Below are 15,213 nucleotides of genomic sequence, written 5' to 3' on the forward strand. Positions count from 1 at the left end.
GAACGCCAATCAACTTCTCGGTGAAATCTGGATCATACCCGCACACGGTAGTAAGAGCTTATGTCCGGGGATGCGAGGGCTTGAGCAGCCATCGGGCCTTGGGCTCCACTGCCCAGCGGGTGGCCCGCTGCACCGGGGCGGTGGCGAGCACCACTCCGAGTGCCAGCGCGGCCAGCGTGACCCCGACCAGGCCGAGCGGGTTGTGCAGGGCGGGCTTGGCCAGAAAGCCGGTGTAGTCGAAGGTCTTCACGACGAGGCCGTGCAGGAGGTAGACGTACATCGTCCGCGTCCCCATCGTCGTGTACCAGGCGTGGCCGCGCGGGATCGCGGCGAGGAACGCGGCGCCGAGGACGAGCGCCAGCACGACGGCGAGGACCCGCCAGCCCATGCCCTCGGGCGTGGAGTAGCCCATGTCCTCGTAGCCCATCGTCCACCAGATGAAGCCCTTGTCGATCTTCGGGACGACCGTGCCGCGCTCCCAGACGTAGGCGATCGGCAGCGCCGCCGCCAGCACGCCGAGGCCCGCCCAGCGCGCCCACGGGCGGCGCAGCACCTGCACGTGCCGGGGTTCGACGGTCAGGCCGAGGACGAAGAACGGCAGCAGCCCGGCCGTCCGGCTGAGCGTGGAGTCGGCGGTGAACGTCCACGTGCCCGCGACCAGCGCCAGCCCCAGCGACACCGTCACCGGGTGGCGCAGGTGCCCCCACAGCGGCGCGCTCAGCCGCCAGAACACCATCGCGACCAGGAACCACATCAGGAAATGCGGACGGAAAAGCGAGCTCAACCGGAAATCGGCGTCGTTGATGAGCGTGAGCTGCAACCGGTAAAGCACGATGAAAATCACATAGGGCACGACCAAGCTGGGGAAGATATTCCGGAACTTGTCCGTGGAGCGCATGAACCCGCGCGAGAAGTAGCCGGAGACGAACACGAACACCGGCATGTGGAATCCATACAGCACCATGTACGCGGCGTGGGCGGACTGGCTGTCCCCGAACTCGGCCCAGACGTGCCCGACGACGACGAGCAGGGCCGTGAAGAACTTGGCGTTGTCGAAGTAGGCGTCGCGGGGGCGTGGCTGCGGCACGGGCCCGCCGGCGGGTTCGCCGGCCGGAGGACGCGCCTGGGGGAGGGTTTCCGTCATGTCTCCGAAAGATTCACTTGGCACGGGATTCACTTGGCACGCGACGAACGTTCACGTGAGGGGATGCCGACTCTAGTGCCCCGCCGGAGGGCGCGGAGGGCGATGCGGCAGACTGCCGCGCGGGCGGCGATCACGTCAGCCCCGGGCGCGGGGCCGCCGCAGCGGCGTGAACACCCAGGTCATCTTGGGTTCCAGCGCCCAGCTCATGCAGCGCACGACCGGCCGCGTGCACAGGCAGGTGCCGACGACCACGGCGCCCGCGACGACCGCGACGACGCCCGCCGGGGTGTGCATCCAGTCCGCGCCCCACCAGCCGGTGAAGTTCAGCAGCCGCGTCACGAACCCGTGCAGCAGGTAGGCGTACAGGGTCGCGGCGCCGAGCGCGGTGAACCAGTACCGCCGCCGGGGGACGATCGCGAGGAACGCCGCGACCAGCACGATCGCGCAGCAGAACATGCCGAGCCGCATCACCGTCCCGGCGAAGTTGCCGACGCCGAGCTCGAAGTGCGCGTGCTTCCAGAAGATCCAGTCCCGCGACATGCGGTTCATGACGAGGTAGGAGCAGCCGAGCCCGACCGCGAGGACGGCGAACCCGATCGGCCGCGCGATCGGCCGCTTCAGCAGCTCGAAGTGCGCGGGCTTCAGGTTGAGCCCGAGGACGTAGAACGGCAGCAGCCCGAACACCCGGTGGATGTCGAAGGTCCCCCCGAGGTCGCTCATGTACGACAGCAGCGAGAACGTCAGCGCGACCGCCAGCGGCCACCGGATCTGCTGCCAGACCGGGGTGGACAGCCGCCACAGGAACAGCGCGCACAGGAACCAGGTGAGGTAGTACGGGTTGAGGAGGCTGATCTCCAGCTTGTTGTCGCCCGCCAGCCAGTCGTAGATGGAGTAGGCGAACTCGAACACCACGTACGGCACGCCGACGTTGGTGATGAGCTTGCGCGCCTTGCCGCCGGAGAACGTCCAGTTCCGCGAGAAGTAGCCGGTGATCACGATGAACAGCGGCATGTGGAACATGTAGATGAAGATGTACAGGCCCTTGGCCATCGGGACGTTCTGGAGGTTGGCCAGCGAGTGCCCGGCAACCACCAGCAGGATCGCGAGGTACTTGGCGTTGTCGAAGAACGGGTCGCGGGGCCTGCGCGCCGCGGCGGCCGGGCCCGCGGCGGCGCCGGCCTGCCCCGGGGCGGCGGGCGGCCCGTGCTCGGCGGCGGGCGCCGCCGCCGGGTCCGGGATCGCGGCGCCGGGCACCGAGGACCAGGGCTGATCGGGTCGCTCGACCGTTCCGGGCGCGGTGGTGTGCGTCATGGCTGCGTCACGGGCCGCACTGCGAACTGGGCTGCGCGGCTCAGGCTCCCTTGCAGATGTCGTCGCTTGCCTTGATCTCGCCGTTCTGCTTGGGGATTCCCCCCTTGGGGTTCTTCAGGACCGTCCAGTTGGAGCCGACGACCAGGTCCACGACGCCCGGCTTGGCGCCGGACGTGCGGGCCGTCGGCTGCGGCTTGCTCGGGATCATCCCGACGAGCGTCTGCGACTGCCGGTCGGCACCCGCACCGTACATGACCTTGGTGGTCGCCGTCGTGGGGGCGTTGCCGCCGACGGTGACCTTGAAGCCCTGCGACTCCAGGTCCTCGGCGACCCGCCGCGCCTGCCCCGCGATGCCGCTGGCGTTGAACACCCGCACCTGCACCTGGCTCGGCGGGATCTTGGCGCTGCCCTGCTTGGGCTCCTCGGGGACCGTCTTGTCGTTGCGGATCGTCGCGAAGAACGGCTGCGCGTCGGCGGTCATCGCCACCCGGTTCGGGTCGACCGGGTCGGGCCCCGACGGGACGGTGACGAAGCGCAGCTTGCCCGAGCTCATCCCCTGCATGCCCTGGCCGATCTTCATCATGACCTGCGGGGTGAGCTCCTTGTCGGTGGTGAGCGACTTCGTGGCCGCGTTCATCAGCGACAGCATCCGGGCGGGGTTGCTCAGCACGCCCGCGCTCATCGCCTTGTTCGCCAGCGCGCCCATGAACTTCTGCTGCCGCTTGATGCGGTCGGTGTCGGAGCCGTCCCCGAGGCCGTGCCGGACGCGGACGTAGGCGAGCGCCGTCTCACCCTTGATCGTGTGCTTGCCGCGCTTCAGGTTGAGCTTGGACAGCGGGTCGTTGACGTCCTTGGTCAGGCAGATCGGGACGCCGCCGACCGCGTTGGTGATCGACTTGAAGCCGTTGAAGTCCACCTGCATGAAGTGGTCGATGCGGATGTTGGACAGGCTCTCGATCGTCTTCATCACGCACGCGGCGCCGCCGTTGGTGAACGCCGAGTTGATCTGGGCGCGGGGCGAGGCGGGGATCGTCCGGCCGTCCCTGGTCCTGCAGGACGGCATCCGGACCATCAGGTCGCGCGGGAAGCTGATGCCCATCGCCTGGCCGCCGCCGGGCGACAGGTGCAGCAGGATCATCGTGTCCGAGCGCGGCGGCTCGTTCTTCATCGCGCGGCCGTACTTGGAGTTGGCCCCCGCCCGGGTGTCGGACCCGAGGAGCAGGATGTTCATCGCGCTGTTGAGCTTCTTCGGGCGGTTGGGGCCGAGCTGGGCGTTCACGTCCTCGTGGGAGATGTTCCCGAACGCCTTGCGGTACAGGCCGTAGGCGGTGAGCGACCCGACCACCATGACCGCCGACAGTCCGATGCACACCCAGCCGAGGATGCGCCAACCGCGTCGAGGCGACGCCTGCTGCGGATCGGCGTCGTCGACGTACTCCATGTACATCGGGTTGCTGTTCATCGGCTCCGTGGTCCGGGGGCGGGCCCGCTTTCCGGGGTTCGGTCGGCGTTGTGAGTCGTGGCGTGAACGGTGGTGGTGTGACGGTGGTGGTGGTGCGTGAACGTGTGAGTCGTGATCAGGGCGGCTGTGGTCGTGGTTGGAGCAAGGAGAGCGTAGGTCAGGCGAGCAGGCGCGGGGACCCGGATGCGTCTTTCCATCCGGGGAGCCCGGCCACCGCCGTCACATGCTCCAGCGTGACCCGCCGATCTAGGACGGCTTTGTCAAAGTTTCGTTGAATTATGACGGAAGCACCTGAGGCTAGTGGTGCGAGCAGGGACGCAAGTACCCCGTCCAGTGTGGTGAAGGACATGTCAACCAGGATCCGGCTCCGCGCGTCCAACTCCCATTTCCCGGCGGCCGCGCGGGCTCGCGCGACGATGTCCGCCCCGGTCAGTGTGGTCTTTGTCACATCGGAGCCGGGCAGCGGGGACGGCACCGTGAGCGTGGGAAGTTCGGGCGACACGCCTGGGTCGGGCACGAACCGGTCACCGTGGGCGCGGACCTCGACGGCGTAGTCGGTCACCCCGGACGGGCAGGCCGCGAGCGGGCCGCCCAGCGCGTGCAGCGACAGGCCCACGATCTCGTCCGCGTCGCTGTAGGCGCCGCCGTACGCCCCGCCGCTGAGCACGTCGTCGAGCACCTCCTCGGCCGCCGCCAGGATGTACGGCGCGGAGGTGCCGTCCGGTTCGACCGCCTCGCCGACCGCCGCACCCACCGCCTCGCCGGCCGCCTCCGGGTCGACGGGTTCGGCGACGAGCCCCGCCGACCAGCAGGCCATCAGCCACACGGCGGTCTGCCAGTGCGGCGGCAGCGCGAGCACCACCCGCGTGCCGGGTTCGGCGGCCAGCCCGTCCACCAGGAAGTTCGCGGTCTTGGCGACCCAGTTGTCGAACGTGCGCGCCGACAGCTCGACCCGCTCGCCCGAGGCGTCGTCGTAGAAGGTCACGAAGGGGCGGGACGGGTCGTCCGCGACGCGGGCGCGCAGCAGGTCGGCCGGTGCCGCTCCGCCGCCGGGGCCACCGCCGGCACGTGTGCTCATGGGGTGAGCGTAGAGCGCCGCACGTCGCGGCACCTCCCGGGGACGCGACTTAGCACGCGTCGGGAGTGCGTCCCGACATGCGTCCTGAGCAGGCGTCTGGTATGGCGCGGTCGCCCGCCGGAAGGTGGGCTCGGACCGCTACGCTCCGCTCCGATGAACTCCCACCGCATGGGCCTGAGCGCGGGCCGGCTGCTCACACGGGTCACCGTGGCGCCGGCGCTGCTGCTGGTGGCGTGGCTGGCGGTCTCGCTGCCGCTGCTGCTGGCGGGCGCGTTCCGGCCGGGCCCGGCGATCGCCCTGTTCGTGCCGGTCGCGGGGCTGGCGCTGTGGCAGGGGCTGCGGTCCCGCCCGCGCATGGGCAGGGAGGACGACGCGGATGTCCTGGACACTCCCGACCCGGGCGGGCTCGGCTCGGTGTCGTGGTGGACGACCGGCGCCGTCCTCGCGGTGACGGGAGCGTTCCTGGTCCTCCAGGTGGCGATGTGCTCCGAGCAGATCATCGTGCGCCGCGACCCGGCCTCGTACGTGCAGTTCGCGTCCTGGCTGACCGGGCACGGCTCGCTGCCGATCCCGCGCATGGAGGGGGCGTTCGGCGGGGACGACCGGGCGCTGGCGTACGCGGGCCCCGCGTTCTACGAGTACCACGGCTCGATCGTCCCGCAGTTCATGGCCGGGCTGCCGATCGTGCTCGCGCTCGGCGGCTGGATCGGCGGCACGCAGGGCATGCTGCTGATGGCGCCGCTGCTCGGCGCGTGCTGCGTGCTCGCGTTCGCGGGGCTGGTCGCGCGGCTGGTCGGGCCCCGCTGGGCGCCCGCGGGCGCGCTGCTGCTCGCGCTGACGCTGCCGATGCTGTGGGCCTCGCGCTCGACGCTCAGCGAACTGCCCGCACTCGTGCTGCTGCTCGGCGGGCTCGCGCTGCTGCACGACGTCCGGACCGAGGAGGCGCGGTCGGCGCGGGCCAAGGCGTTCCTCGCCGGGCTCGCGCTCGGGCTGGTCGTGCTCGTCCGCATCGACGGGCTGCGGGACGTGCTGCCGGTGGCGGCGTTCGCCGGGCTGCTCGTCGCGCGGGGCCGCCGCACCGGCTACCCGCTGGCCGCCGGGCTCGCGCTCGGCGCGGGCGGCGGGCTGGTCGAGGGGTTCGTGCTGTCCCGGCCCTACCTGCGCTACCTGCACACCTCGCTCTACCCGCTGCTGGTGCTCACCGCCGCCGTGGCGGTGGCGACCGGCGCCATGGTGCTGCTCCTGCGCTGGGAGCGCACCGGGTCCCGGCTGCGCGCGTTCGCGGCGGCCGCCGGGCGCGGGCGGCTGCCGGACGCCGCCGCCGTGCTCACCGTCCTCGTGATGCTGGCGTTCGCCGTCCGGCCGCTGGTGCAGACCGTCCGGCGCGTCCCGACCAACCCCGACGACAAGCTCAACGCCTACTTCATCGAGCAGGTCCAGCGGATCAACGGCATGGCGCTGGACGGCACCCGGCAGTACTCGGAGCTGTCGCTGTACTGGATGGTCTGGTACATCGGCGTGCCCGCGCTGCTGTTCGCCACGTTCGGCGCGGCGCTGCTGGCGCGGCGGCTGATGCGCGGCCGCTCGCCGGAATGGCTGCTGCCCTACGCGGTCATCGTCTGGACGACCGCGCAGGTGCTGCTGCGGCCCGGCATCACCCCCGACCACCCGTGGGCGTCCCGGCGGCTGCTCGGCCTCGCGATCCCCGGGCTGCTGCTGTTCACCGTGTTCACGATGGCCTGGATGGCGCGCCGGGTGCGGCGCCTCGGGTACGGGCCGCGCGTCGTCCGCCCGGTGGCGGCGGTCCTCGTGCTGCTGGCGCTGGTGCCGATCGTCATGACGTCCGGCAAGATCATGATCTCCCGCACCGACCAGCACGAGCGCGCCGCCGTCGACGGGCTGTGCGACAGGCTCGGTCCCGGCCGCTCGGTCGTGGTCATCGAGCGCGCCACCGCCGACCGCTTCCTCCAGGTGATCCGCAGCATGTGCGGGCTGCCCGCCGCGCGGACCGTCTCGTCGGCGCGACCCGCCGACGTACGGCGCGTCATCGGCCGCGTGTACGCCGCCGGCCGGCGTCCGGTGATCATGGGGGCGGAGCCGGGCCAGGTCGCCCGGTACGGCCAGGCGACACGCGCGCTCGCGCTGTCCACCCGGCAGGACGGCCGGACGCTGACCGGCCCGCCCGGCAGCACCTGGGGCCTCACCGTCGAGGTGTGGATCGCCGAGCCGCCCCGCCCGTAAGGCCGCCGCGCCCCGCGCGGGCGAGTATTCTCGCCCTGCGTGAGTACCCAGCCCGCCATGTCAACGTCCCAGCCCGCCGCACCGACGACCGAGCAGGCCGCCATGCCGGCTGAAACGGTGACGGAACCAGCGGTGCCGGCGCCCGATCCCGCGCTCGACTTCGAGCTCGCCGACCTGCCGCCCGAGCCCGTCCACGTCACGATCGTCCTGCCCTGCTACAACGAGCAGGACCACGTGATCGACGAGGTCGAGCGGATCACGGAGGCGATGGACGGCAGCGGAAAATCGTATGAACTCCTCGCGGTCGACGACTGCTCGACCGACGAGACGCTCGCCCGCCTCCGGGAGGCCGCGCCCCGCTTCCCGAACATGCGGATCATGGCGTTCCAGCACAACAGCGGGTCGGGCACCGTCCGGCGGATCGGGTCGCAGCAGGCCCGCGGCGAGATCGTCGTGTGGACCGACGCCGACATGTCCTACCCGAACGAGCGGATCCCCGAGCTGGTCGAGGCGCTGGACTCCGACCCCTCGATCGACCAGGTCGTCGGCGCGCGCACCAGCGAGGAGGGCACGCACAAGGCGCTGCGCGTCCCGGCCAAGTGGTTCATCCGCAAGGTCGCCGAGCGGCTCACCAACACCAAGATCCCCGACCTCAACTCCGGGCTGCGCGCGTTCCGCCGCGAGGTCTCGCTGCCCTACCTGCGGCTGCTGCCGCCCGGGTTCTCCTGCGTCACGACGATCACGATCGCGTTCCTGTCGAACCAGCACCCGGTGCGGTACATGCCGATCAACTACGCCAAGCGGGCCGGGAAGTCGAAGTTCCACTTCACCAAGGACGCCTACCGCTACATCCTCCAGGTGCTGCGGATGGTCATGTACTTCAACCCGCTCAAGGTGCTGATGCCGCTCGCGCTCTGGCTGATCGTGATCGGGCTGCTCAAGGGCGTGTTCGACATGGTCGTGCACTTCGGCTACTTCGCCAACAACACCATCATGATCTTCGTGACGGGATTGATCATCGCCTCGCTGGCGCTGCTGGCCGACCTCATCGTCCGCTCGCGCGGCGACGTCTAGCGGTATGGCCAGCGAGACGGGCAGGGCCTCGCTGCGGATCGCCGTCGTCGGCCCCGCGTTCCCGTTCAAGGGCGGCGGCGCCCACCACACGACCGAGCTGGCGCACCGGCTGTCGGCCGCCGGCCACGAGGTCGTGATCGAGTCGTGGCGCGCCCAGTACCCGGGGTTCCTGTATCCGGGGCAGCAGACGATCTCCGAGCCCGAGGGCGACCCGTTCCCGGGGACGCGGCGCCGGCTCGACTGGCGCCGTCCGGACGGCTGGTGGCGCACCGGCCGCTCGCTGCGCGACCGCGACCTGGTGGTGCTGGCGGTGCTGAGCCCCGTCCAGGTGCCGTCGTATTTGGGGATCTTGAGTGGGCTGCGGCGGAACACGCCCGTGGTGGCGCTGTGCCACAACGTGCTGCCGCATGAGCGCAAGCCGTACGACGTGCCGCTGATGAAGCGGCTGCTGCGTCGGGTGGACGGCGTGCTCGTCCACAGCGAGGCGCAGGCCGATCTGGCGCGGGGCCTGACGAAGCGTCCCGTCCGGGTGGCGGAGATGCCCGCGCACCTTCCGGCGGCCGCCAAGGCAGCGCCGCCGGACGGGAAGGTCCGCCGCAGGCTGCTGTTCTTCGGGATCGTCCGTCCCTACAAGGGCCTGGACGTCCTGCTCCGCGCGCTCGCCGCCGGGCCGGTCTCTTGCGGGGGGACGACCCCCCGCACCCCCCGGAGCGGCCTGGACGGCGTCGCGCTGACGGTCGCGGGCGAGTTCTGGGGCGGGCTGGACGAGACCCGCGCGCTGATCGCGGAACTGGGGCTCACCGACCGCGTCGAGCTACGTCCCGGCTACGTGCCCGCCGCCGACGTGCCGGGGCTGTTCGCCGCCGCGGACGCGCTCGTTCTGCCCTACCGGACGGCGACCGCGTCGCAGAACGTGTGGATGGCGCATGAGTACGGCCTGCCGGTGATCGCCACCGACGTGGGCGGGTTCGGCGAGCAGGTCCGCGACGGGGAGGACGGCATCGTCTGCGCCCCGGACGACGTCCCCGCCCTCACCCGCGCGCTCGAACGCTTCTACGCGCCGGGGGAGCCGGAGCGGTTGCGCTCCGGCGTCCGCCCGGTCGACCACGGCCCGGTGTGGGCCGCCTATCTCGACGTACTGACCGGCGCGATCAGAGGTGCGGTTCGAGGACCTTGAGCAGCGCGCGCTTCGGCTTGGCGCCGACGATCTGCTCGACGACCTCGCCGTTCTTGTAGAGCAGCAGGGTCGGCAGGCCCATCACGCCGTACTCCTGCGGCGTCTTCGGGTTGGCGTCGTAGTCGATCTTCGCGATCCGGATCTTGCCGTCCTGCTCCTGCGCGATCTGCTCCAGGATCGGAGCGATCATGCGGCAGGGACCGCACCAGTCGGCCCAGAAGTCGACCAGTACCGGAGTGTCGCTCTTGAGGACCTCTTCGGTGAACGTCGCGTCGGTCACGGTGATCGGGGCCGTCACGGTCCCTCCTTCGTTTGCGGTGTACCCCTGACAAGCGCCTCAGGGGCGGGTTCATTCCCGGGTTCGCCGGGCTGACCAGGCAGGCCAGGCTCGCCCGGCTCGGACGGTTCGGGCGACAGCGGCGCCGGGTCCCCGGGGCCCCGCCCCAGCAGCAGGGCGGCGCCCGCGTTCAGCAGGTCGGCGATCGTCAGCAGGACGCGGGAGGCGATCGCGACCACGACCGGTGCGCCCGCGGGCAGCACCGGCGTCAGCACGACGGTCAGCGCGGCCTCCCGGGCGCCGATCCCGCCGGGCGCGATGAAGACCAGGAACCCCGCGACGAACGCGAGCGCGTAGGCGCCGGTGGCGAGGAACGGCAGTCCCGCGCCGTCACCGCCCACCGCCACGCACAGCATCCACGTGTGGACGCCGAACAGCACCCACCCGAGCACCGTCCAGCCGACGGCGCGCAGCGTCACGCCGAGGCTGACCGGCTGCTCCAGCGGCGGCCGCCGGATGAGCTTCAGCATCGTGTCGAGGCACCACGTCACGATCTTCGGGTGCAGGGCCGCGAGCATGACGGGCGCGAGCGGGAACAGCCACCAGTACTTCTCGCGCGCGGCGGCGGAGGTCAGCGGCAGCGTCGCGGCCGCGACGGCGAGCCCGCAGGCCGTGGACGAGGCGACCGCCAGCAGCGTCGAGCCGAAGCTCCGCTCGGCGGGCACCTTGTGCTCGCGCGCCATCTCGATCTGGGTGACCAGCGCCCACACCTTGCCCGGCACGTACTTGCCGAGCTGGGAGATCGCGGAGATCCGGAACGCGGGGCGCAGCGCCAGCGGCGAGCCGAGCCCGGCGAGGAAGGTGCGCCAGCCGAGCATCCACGTGAACAGGCCCGCGAGGCCCACGGCGAGCGACCCGGCGAGCGTCGCCCAGGACATCTCCCGGAACGCCCGCGTCGTCGCGTCCCACTGGTCGACCACGCTGTAGGCGCAGAAGGCGAGCGCGAGCAGGACGAGCAGCACGCGGAGGGCCCGCATTGCGACGGCCTTCATCTTCACCCGCCCAGGGTAGGCGAACGTGACCTCCCTGCCACGCTCTCGCCCTACAGTTGGATGCGATGAAAATCTCGGATGTGGTCGCCTTCATGGGGCACCAGGTGCATGTGTGCCGCTACCGCGAGGCGGGGACGCTCCTGTCGTGGATGGGACGCGACCTGCGCGGTCGGCGTGTCCTCGACGTCGCCGGGGGCGACGGCTACTGGGCCGGGCAGGCCCGCCGGCGCGGCGCGGAGGCCGTCTCGATCGACCTCGCGCGCGGCAAGATGGTCTACGGCCGGACGCTCGCGAACGCGCCCGCGCTGATCGAGTGCGACGCGCTGCGGCTGCCGTTCGGCGACGCCTCGTTCGACGCGATCCTGTCGGTCTGCGCGATCGAGCACTTCGACGACGGCGGCAGATCGCTGGACGAGATGGCCCGGGTGCTCAAGCCGGGCGGTGAGATATTCATGTCCGCCGACGTGCTGAGCCGCGCCGACGCGTGGCCGAAGCTGCGCGACGCGCACAAGGCGAAGTACCACGTCCAGCACACCTACACCCACGGCAGCCTCGGGAAGCTGATGGACGAGCGGGGCCTGGACCTCGTCCGCCACTCCTACCAGTTCCGGACGGCGGCGACCGAGCGGCTCTACCTGTCGCTGTCCACCTACGGCGGCAAGGTCGGCTTCAACGCGGCCGCGCCGCTGGCCCCGCTGGTCGCGCTGGCCGACCGGTCGGCGCCGAACGAGCGCGGCAGCATCGTCCTGATCCACGCGCGCAAACGTCCCGTTTAGGTAAACCCGGGCGCGCGTGCCACAGGTCGCGCGAATCCGTCCCCGGCGGGGCGTAGGCTCGTCAGTAAAGAGTGATCTACGCCACTGCGGCCCCGGATCGCTGACCCGGGGCCGGGATGGGGGAGTGGACCGTGGCGCCTCGGATCCTGCTGGACACAACGGCCGTGCCCGCCGACAGGGGAGGGCTCGGCCGGTACGTCGACGGACTGCTGACGGCCCTGCACGCGCAGGGCGCCGATCTCGCCGTCGCCTGCCAGCGCGCCGACCAGGAGCGGTACGAACGGCTCGTGCCGGGCACCCGCATCGTCTCCGGGCCGCCAGGCCTCGCGCACCGCGCGACCCGGCTGGCCTGGGAGCAGACGGGCCTGCCGCACGTCGCCGCGAGCGTCGGCGCGGACGTGCTCCACCTGCCGACCTACACGATGCCGGTGAGCGCGAGCCTGCCCACCGTCGTGACGATCCACGACGTGACGCTGTTCGCCGAGCCGGAGAAGCACGACCCGGTCCGGACGACCTACATCAAGTCCGCGACCCGCACCGCCGCGCGGCGCGCGACCCGGCTGATCGCGCCGTCCCGGGCGACGCGCGACGAGCTGGTCCGCCTGCTCGGCGCCGACCCCGCGCACATCGACGTGGCCTACCACGGCGTCGACCACGAGGTGTTCCACCGTCCGACCGAGCCCGAGACCAAGCAGGTGTCCGACCGGCTCGGCCTGCACGGACGCCCCTACATCGCCTATCTCGGGGCGCTGGAGCCGCGCAAGAACGTCCCGAACCTGATCCGCGGCTGGGCGCGGGCCTGCGCCGGGCTGCCCGACCCGCCCGCGCTGGTGCTGGCGGGCGGCGGCGGGTGGGACGACGCGGTCGACGCGGCGATCGCGGCGGTCCCGCCGCAGCTCCGCGTGCTGCGCCCGGGCTACCTGTCGTGGTCGTCGCTGCCGGGCTTCTTCGGCGGCGCGCTGCTGGTGGCGCTGCCGAGCCTCGGCGAGGGGTTCGGGCTGCCGGTGCTGGAGGCGATGTCGTGCGGGGCGCCCGTGCTGACGACGCGGCGCGGCCCGCTGCCGGAGGTCGGCGGCGAGGCGGTCGCCTACACGACGCCCGACCCCGACGGGATCGCGTCGGCGCTGGCCAAGCTCATCGCCGATCCGGGCCGCCGCGCGAGCCTGGCCGAGGCCGCGCACGCCCGCTCGCACGAGTTCAGCTGGGCGGAGTCGGCCCGCGCGCACATCGCGTCCTACGGCAAGGCGGTGGAGGAGCACCGGGCGTCCCAGGGGTCGCGCACCCACTAGCCTGGCTCGCGTTACAGCCGCGAGCCAGGGCTTTGAGAAGGGACCTCCGTGGAAGCGATCCTGCTGGTGGGAGGGCAGGGCACCCGCCTGCGCCCGCTGACGATCTCCACTCCGAAGCCGCTGCTGCCGACGGCGGGCGTCGCCTTCCTCGCGCACCAGCTCGCCCGCGCGCACGCGGCCGGGGTCGACCGGATCGTGTTCGCCACCTCCTACCGGGCGGAGATGTTCGAGGCGGCCTTCGGCACCCACGCCTACGGCGTCGACCTGGCCTACGTCAGCGAGCACGAGCCGCTCGGCACCGGCGGCGCGATCCGCAACGCGGCGAAGGCGCTCACCGCCAAGCCCGACGACCCCGTGCTGATCCTCAACGGCGACATCCTGTCCGGGCACGACGTCCAGGTGCAGGTCGCGGTGCACGAGCGGGCGGAGGCGGCGGTGACGCTGCACCTCACCGAGGTCCCCGACCCGTCGCGGTTCGGCTGCGTCCCCACCGACGACACCGGACGGGTGACCGCCTTCCTGGAGAAGACCTCCCATCCCGTCACGAACCAGATCAACGCGGGCTGCTACGTGTTCCGCCGCTCCGCGATCGACACGATCGCCGAGGACGAGGTCGTCTCGGTGGAGCGCGAGACGTTCCCGTCGCTGATCGCGTCCGGCGCGGTCGTGATGGGCTACGTCGAGTCGGGCTACTGGCTGGACGTCGGGACGCCCGAGGCGTTCGTCCGCGGGTCCTGCGACCTCGTGCTCGGCAAGCTGGCCTCGCCCGCGATGCCCGGCGAGCCGGGCGAGCGGCTCACGCTGACCGGCGCGAACGTGTCCCCCGGCGCCGTCGTGCGCGGCGGCACCACGGTCGGCCGCGGCGCGGTCGTCGAGGCGGGCGCGACCGTCCTCGGCAGCGTCCTGCTGGACGACGCGTTCGTCGCCGAGGGCGCGACCGTGCGCGGTTCGGTGCTGAGCCGGGGCGCCCGGGTCGGGCCGGGCGCCGTCCTCGACGACGTGATCCTCGGCGACGGCGCGGTGGTCGGCCCGGGCAACGAGCTGCGCGGCGGCCTGCGCGTCTGGCCCGGGATCGAGCTGCCGCCGACGGCCGTCCGGTTCTCCACCGATGCCTGAACGCACGGCGCCTCCTGAGAGCACGGCGCCTCCTGAACGCACGGTGCCTCCCGAGGGCCTGGCGCCCGCGCGGGCCGGGGAGCCGACCGCTGGGCGGCTCCCCGAGCACGGATCGCAGCGGCGGGAGTGGCGCCCGCCGTGGCCGCTCGACCTGTCAGCCGTCCTCGCGCCGCATCGGCGCGGACCGCATGATCCGGCGTTCCAGGTCGACCGGAACGGTGCGACCTGGAGAACATCCCACACTCCGGACGGCGCGGGAACCATCCGCCTATTCCATAGCGGAGACGTCGTCTACTGCACGGCGTGGGGCCCGGGCGCCGGATGGCTGCTCGACGGGGTCCCCGCCCTGCTCGGGGAGGGTGACGCGCCGGAGGGGCTCCGCGCGCACCACGACATCGTCCGGGAGCAGATGGCGCGCCGTCCCGGGCTGCGCATCGGCCGGACGAACCGCGTCTTCGAGGCGCTCGTGGCCGCCGTCATGGAGCAGAAGGTGCTCAGCGAGGAGGCGTACCGCGCCTGGGGCTACCTGCTGCGCCGGTTCGGGGAGCCCGCGCCGGGAGCGCCCCCCGAGCTGCGCATGCGCGTCCCGCCGCCGCCCGCCGTCTGGGCCCGCGTCCCCTCCTGGGAATGGCACCGTTCGGGTCTGGAGGCCGTCCGCGCCCGCACGATCATCACCGCCGCGCGCGTCGCCGCCCGCCTGGAGGCCGACCCGGCCGAGGCCCGGCTGCGGACGCTGCCGGGCGTCGGCGTCTGGACCGCCGCCGAGACCCGCCAGCGCGCGGTGGGCGATCCCGACGCCGTCTCCGTGGGCGACTACCACGTGCCCGGGATGGTGGGCTGGGCGCTGATCGGCCGCAAGGTCGACGACGCCGGGATGCTCGAACTGCTGGAGCCGTACGCCGGGCACCGGTACCGGGTCACCCGGCTGCTGGAATCGTCCGGCAGGCGTCCGCCGAGGCGCGGCCCCCGGCTGCCGGTGCGGGACTATCGCTCCTTCTGAACCTGCGGGCGTAGGTGTCGCGGCGGCGCAGCCAGAATGCGTTGGGCGTCCAGTCGAGGCCGTCCCTGCTGTCGGCCCCGAAGAGGGGCCCGAGCACGGCCGCGGCGACGATGAGGCCTAGCATGATCAACATGTTCGTTCCTTGGGATCGCGTATGACCCCCTGAACCAGGGGTTCGGACGTTCCCGCGCGGGGCGACCGGGGGATCGGGGTCGC

At 72.1% G+C, this 15,213-nt stretch carries 13 protein-coding genes; 7 read left to right on the plus strand and 6 right to left on the minus strand.

Annotation, left to right across the window (positions count from 1 at the left end; all coding sequences use genetic code 11):
- Positions 1-58 precede the first annotated feature (58 nt).
- From K2F47_RS13705 to K2F47_RS13720, 4 genes are all read right to left on the minus strand, one after another.
- Positions 59-1,144: an acyltransferase family protein gene (locus K2F47_RS13705; RefSeq protein WP_242903232.1), complete on the minus strand. Its 1,086-nt coding sequence runs from the start codon at positions 1,142-1,144 to the stop codon at positions 59-61.
- Positions 1,145-1,279: 135 nt separating this feature from the next.
- Positions 1,280-2,455, minus strand: coding sequence for an acyltransferase family protein (locus K2F47_RS13710; RefSeq protein WP_242903233.1), 1,176 nt, complete (start codon positions 2,453-2,455; stop codon positions 1,280-1,282).
- Positions 2,456-2,495: 40 nt separating this feature from the next.
- The gene (locus K2F47_RS13715) at positions 2,496-3,917 is read right to left on the minus strand and encodes an LCP family protein (protein ID WP_242903234.1); all 1,422 of its coding nucleotides are present in this window, start codon (positions 3,915-3,917) and stop codon (positions 2,496-2,498) included.
- A gap of 157 nt (positions 3,918-4,074) precedes the next feature.
- Positions 4,075-4,995, minus strand: a complete 921-nt coding sequence (locus K2F47_RS13720) for a TIGR03089 family protein (protein WP_242903235.1) — start codon at positions 4,993-4,995, stop codon at positions 4,075-4,077.
- Positions 4,996-5,148: 153 nt separating this feature from the next.
- Between K2F47_RS13720 and K2F47_RS13725 the strand changes: the two genes are divergently transcribed.
- Genes K2F47_RS13725 through K2F47_RS13735 form a run of 3 tightly spaced genes read left to right on the plus strand, consistent with a single transcriptional unit; the run spans position 5,149 to position 9,487 of the window.
- A complete protein-coding gene (locus tag K2F47_RS13725; RefSeq protein WP_242903236.1) occupies positions 5,149-7,236 on the plus strand; it encodes a hypothetical protein in 2,088 nt (695 codons plus the stop codon).
- Positions 7,237-7,275: 39 nt separating this feature from the next.
- Positions 7,276-8,310: a glycosyltransferase family 2 protein gene (locus K2F47_RS13730; RefSeq protein ID WP_372490850.1), complete on the plus strand. Its 1,035-nt coding sequence runs from the start codon at positions 7,276-7,278 to the stop codon at positions 8,308-8,310.
- 4 nt (positions 8,311-8,314) lie between these two features.
- The gene (locus K2F47_RS13735) at positions 8,315-9,487 is read left to right on the plus strand and encodes a glycosyltransferase family 4 protein (protein WP_242903238.1); all 1,173 of its coding nucleotides are present in this window, start codon (positions 8,315-8,317) and stop codon (positions 9,485-9,487) included.
- Here K2F47_RS13735 and trxA read toward each other — a convergent pair.
- Together trxA and K2F47_RS13745 are read right to left on the minus strand one after the other, a co-directional pair.
- Positions 9,462-9,785, minus strand: a complete 324-nt coding sequence (trxA, locus tag K2F47_RS13740; protein WP_214618389.1) for a thioredoxin — start codon at positions 9,783-9,785, stop codon at positions 9,462-9,464. The two genes, K2F47_RS13735 and trxA, sit on opposite strands and share 26 nt — an antisense overlap.
- Positions 9,782-10,816, minus strand: a complete 1,035-nt coding sequence (locus K2F47_RS13745) for a lysylphosphatidylglycerol synthase transmembrane domain-containing protein (protein WP_242905964.1) — start codon at positions 10,814-10,816, stop codon at positions 9,782-9,784. Before K2F47_RS13745 ends, trxA begins: the two co-directional genes overlap by 4 nt.
- A 65-nt stretch (positions 10,817-10,881) precedes the next feature.
- On the opposite strand from K2F47_RS13745, the gene K2F47_RS13750 reads away from it, so the two are divergent.
- The 4 genes from K2F47_RS13750 (at position 10,882) to K2F47_RS13765 (ending at position 14,997) form a co-directional block, all read left to right on the plus strand.
- Positions 10,882-11,592 (plus strand): class I SAM-dependent methyltransferase, encoded by a 711-nt coding sequence (locus K2F47_RS13750; RefSeq protein ID WP_242903239.1) that lies wholly within the window; start codon positions 10,882-10,884, stop codon positions 11,590-11,592.
- A 131-nt stretch (positions 11,593-11,723) separates the two neighbouring features.
- A complete protein-coding gene (locus K2F47_RS13755; RefSeq protein WP_242903240.1) occupies positions 11,724-12,881 on the plus strand; it encodes a glycosyltransferase family 4 protein in 1,158 nt (385 codons plus the stop codon).
- Positions 12,882-12,929: 48 nt separating this feature from the next.
- Positions 12,930-13,997, plus strand: a complete 1,068-nt coding sequence (gene manB, locus K2F47_RS13760; RefSeq protein ID WP_242903241.1) for a mannose-1-phosphate guanylyltransferase — start codon at positions 12,930-12,932, stop codon at positions 13,995-13,997.
- The gene (locus K2F47_RS13765) at positions 13,990-14,997 is read left to right on the plus strand and encodes a DNA-3-methyladenine glycosylase family protein (protein ID WP_242903242.1); all 1,008 of its coding nucleotides are present in this window, start codon (positions 13,990-13,992) and stop codon (positions 14,995-14,997) included. Before manB ends, K2F47_RS13765 begins: the two co-directional genes overlap by 8 nt.
- Positions 14,998-15,213: the final 216 nt, after the last annotated feature.

Origin of the sequence: Actinomadura terrae (assembly GCF_022751215.1) — a bacterium.
GTDB classification, from domain to species: Bacteria; Actinomycetota; Actinomycetes; order Streptosporangiales; family Streptosporangiaceae; genus Spirillospora; species Spirillospora terrae.

Bases quoted from the DNA above. Each gene is read 5' to 3' on its own strand.
- K2F47_RS13710 (WP_242903233.1), bottom strand. From the start codon at position 2,455: ATGACGCACACCACCGCGCCCGGAACGGTCGAGCGACCCGATCAGCCC.
- K2F47_RS13745 (WP_242905964.1), bottom strand. From the start codon at position 10,816: ATGAAGGCCGTCGCAATGCGGGCCCTCCGCGTGCTGCTCGTCCTGCTC.
- K2F47_RS13765 (WP_242903242.1), top strand. From the start codon at position 13,990: ATGCCTGAACGCACGGCGCCTCCTGAGAGCACGGCGCCTCCTGAACGC.
- K2F47_RS13705 (WP_242903232.1), bottom strand. From the start codon at position 1,144: ATGACGGAAACCCTCCCCCAGGCGCGTCCTCCGGCCGGCGAACCCGCC.
- K2F47_RS13720 (WP_242903235.1), bottom strand. From the start codon at position 4,995: ATGAGCACACGTGCCGGCGGTGGCCCCGGCGGCGGAGCGGCACCGGCC.
- K2F47_RS13735 (WP_242903238.1), top strand. From the start codon at position 8,315: ATGGCCAGCGAGACGGGCAGGGCCTCGCTGCGGATCGCCGTCGTCGGC.
- K2F47_RS13725 (WP_242903236.1), top strand. From the start codon at position 5,149: ATGAACTCCCACCGCATGGGCCTGAGCGCGGGCCGGCTGCTCACACGG.
- K2F47_RS13750 (WP_242903239.1), top strand. From the start codon at position 10,882: ATGAAAATCTCGGATGTGGTCGCCTTCATGGGGCACCAGGTGCATGTG.
- K2F47_RS13715 (WP_242903234.1), bottom strand. From the start codon at position 3,917: ATGAACAGCAACCCGATGTACATGGAGTACGTCGACGACGCCGATCCG.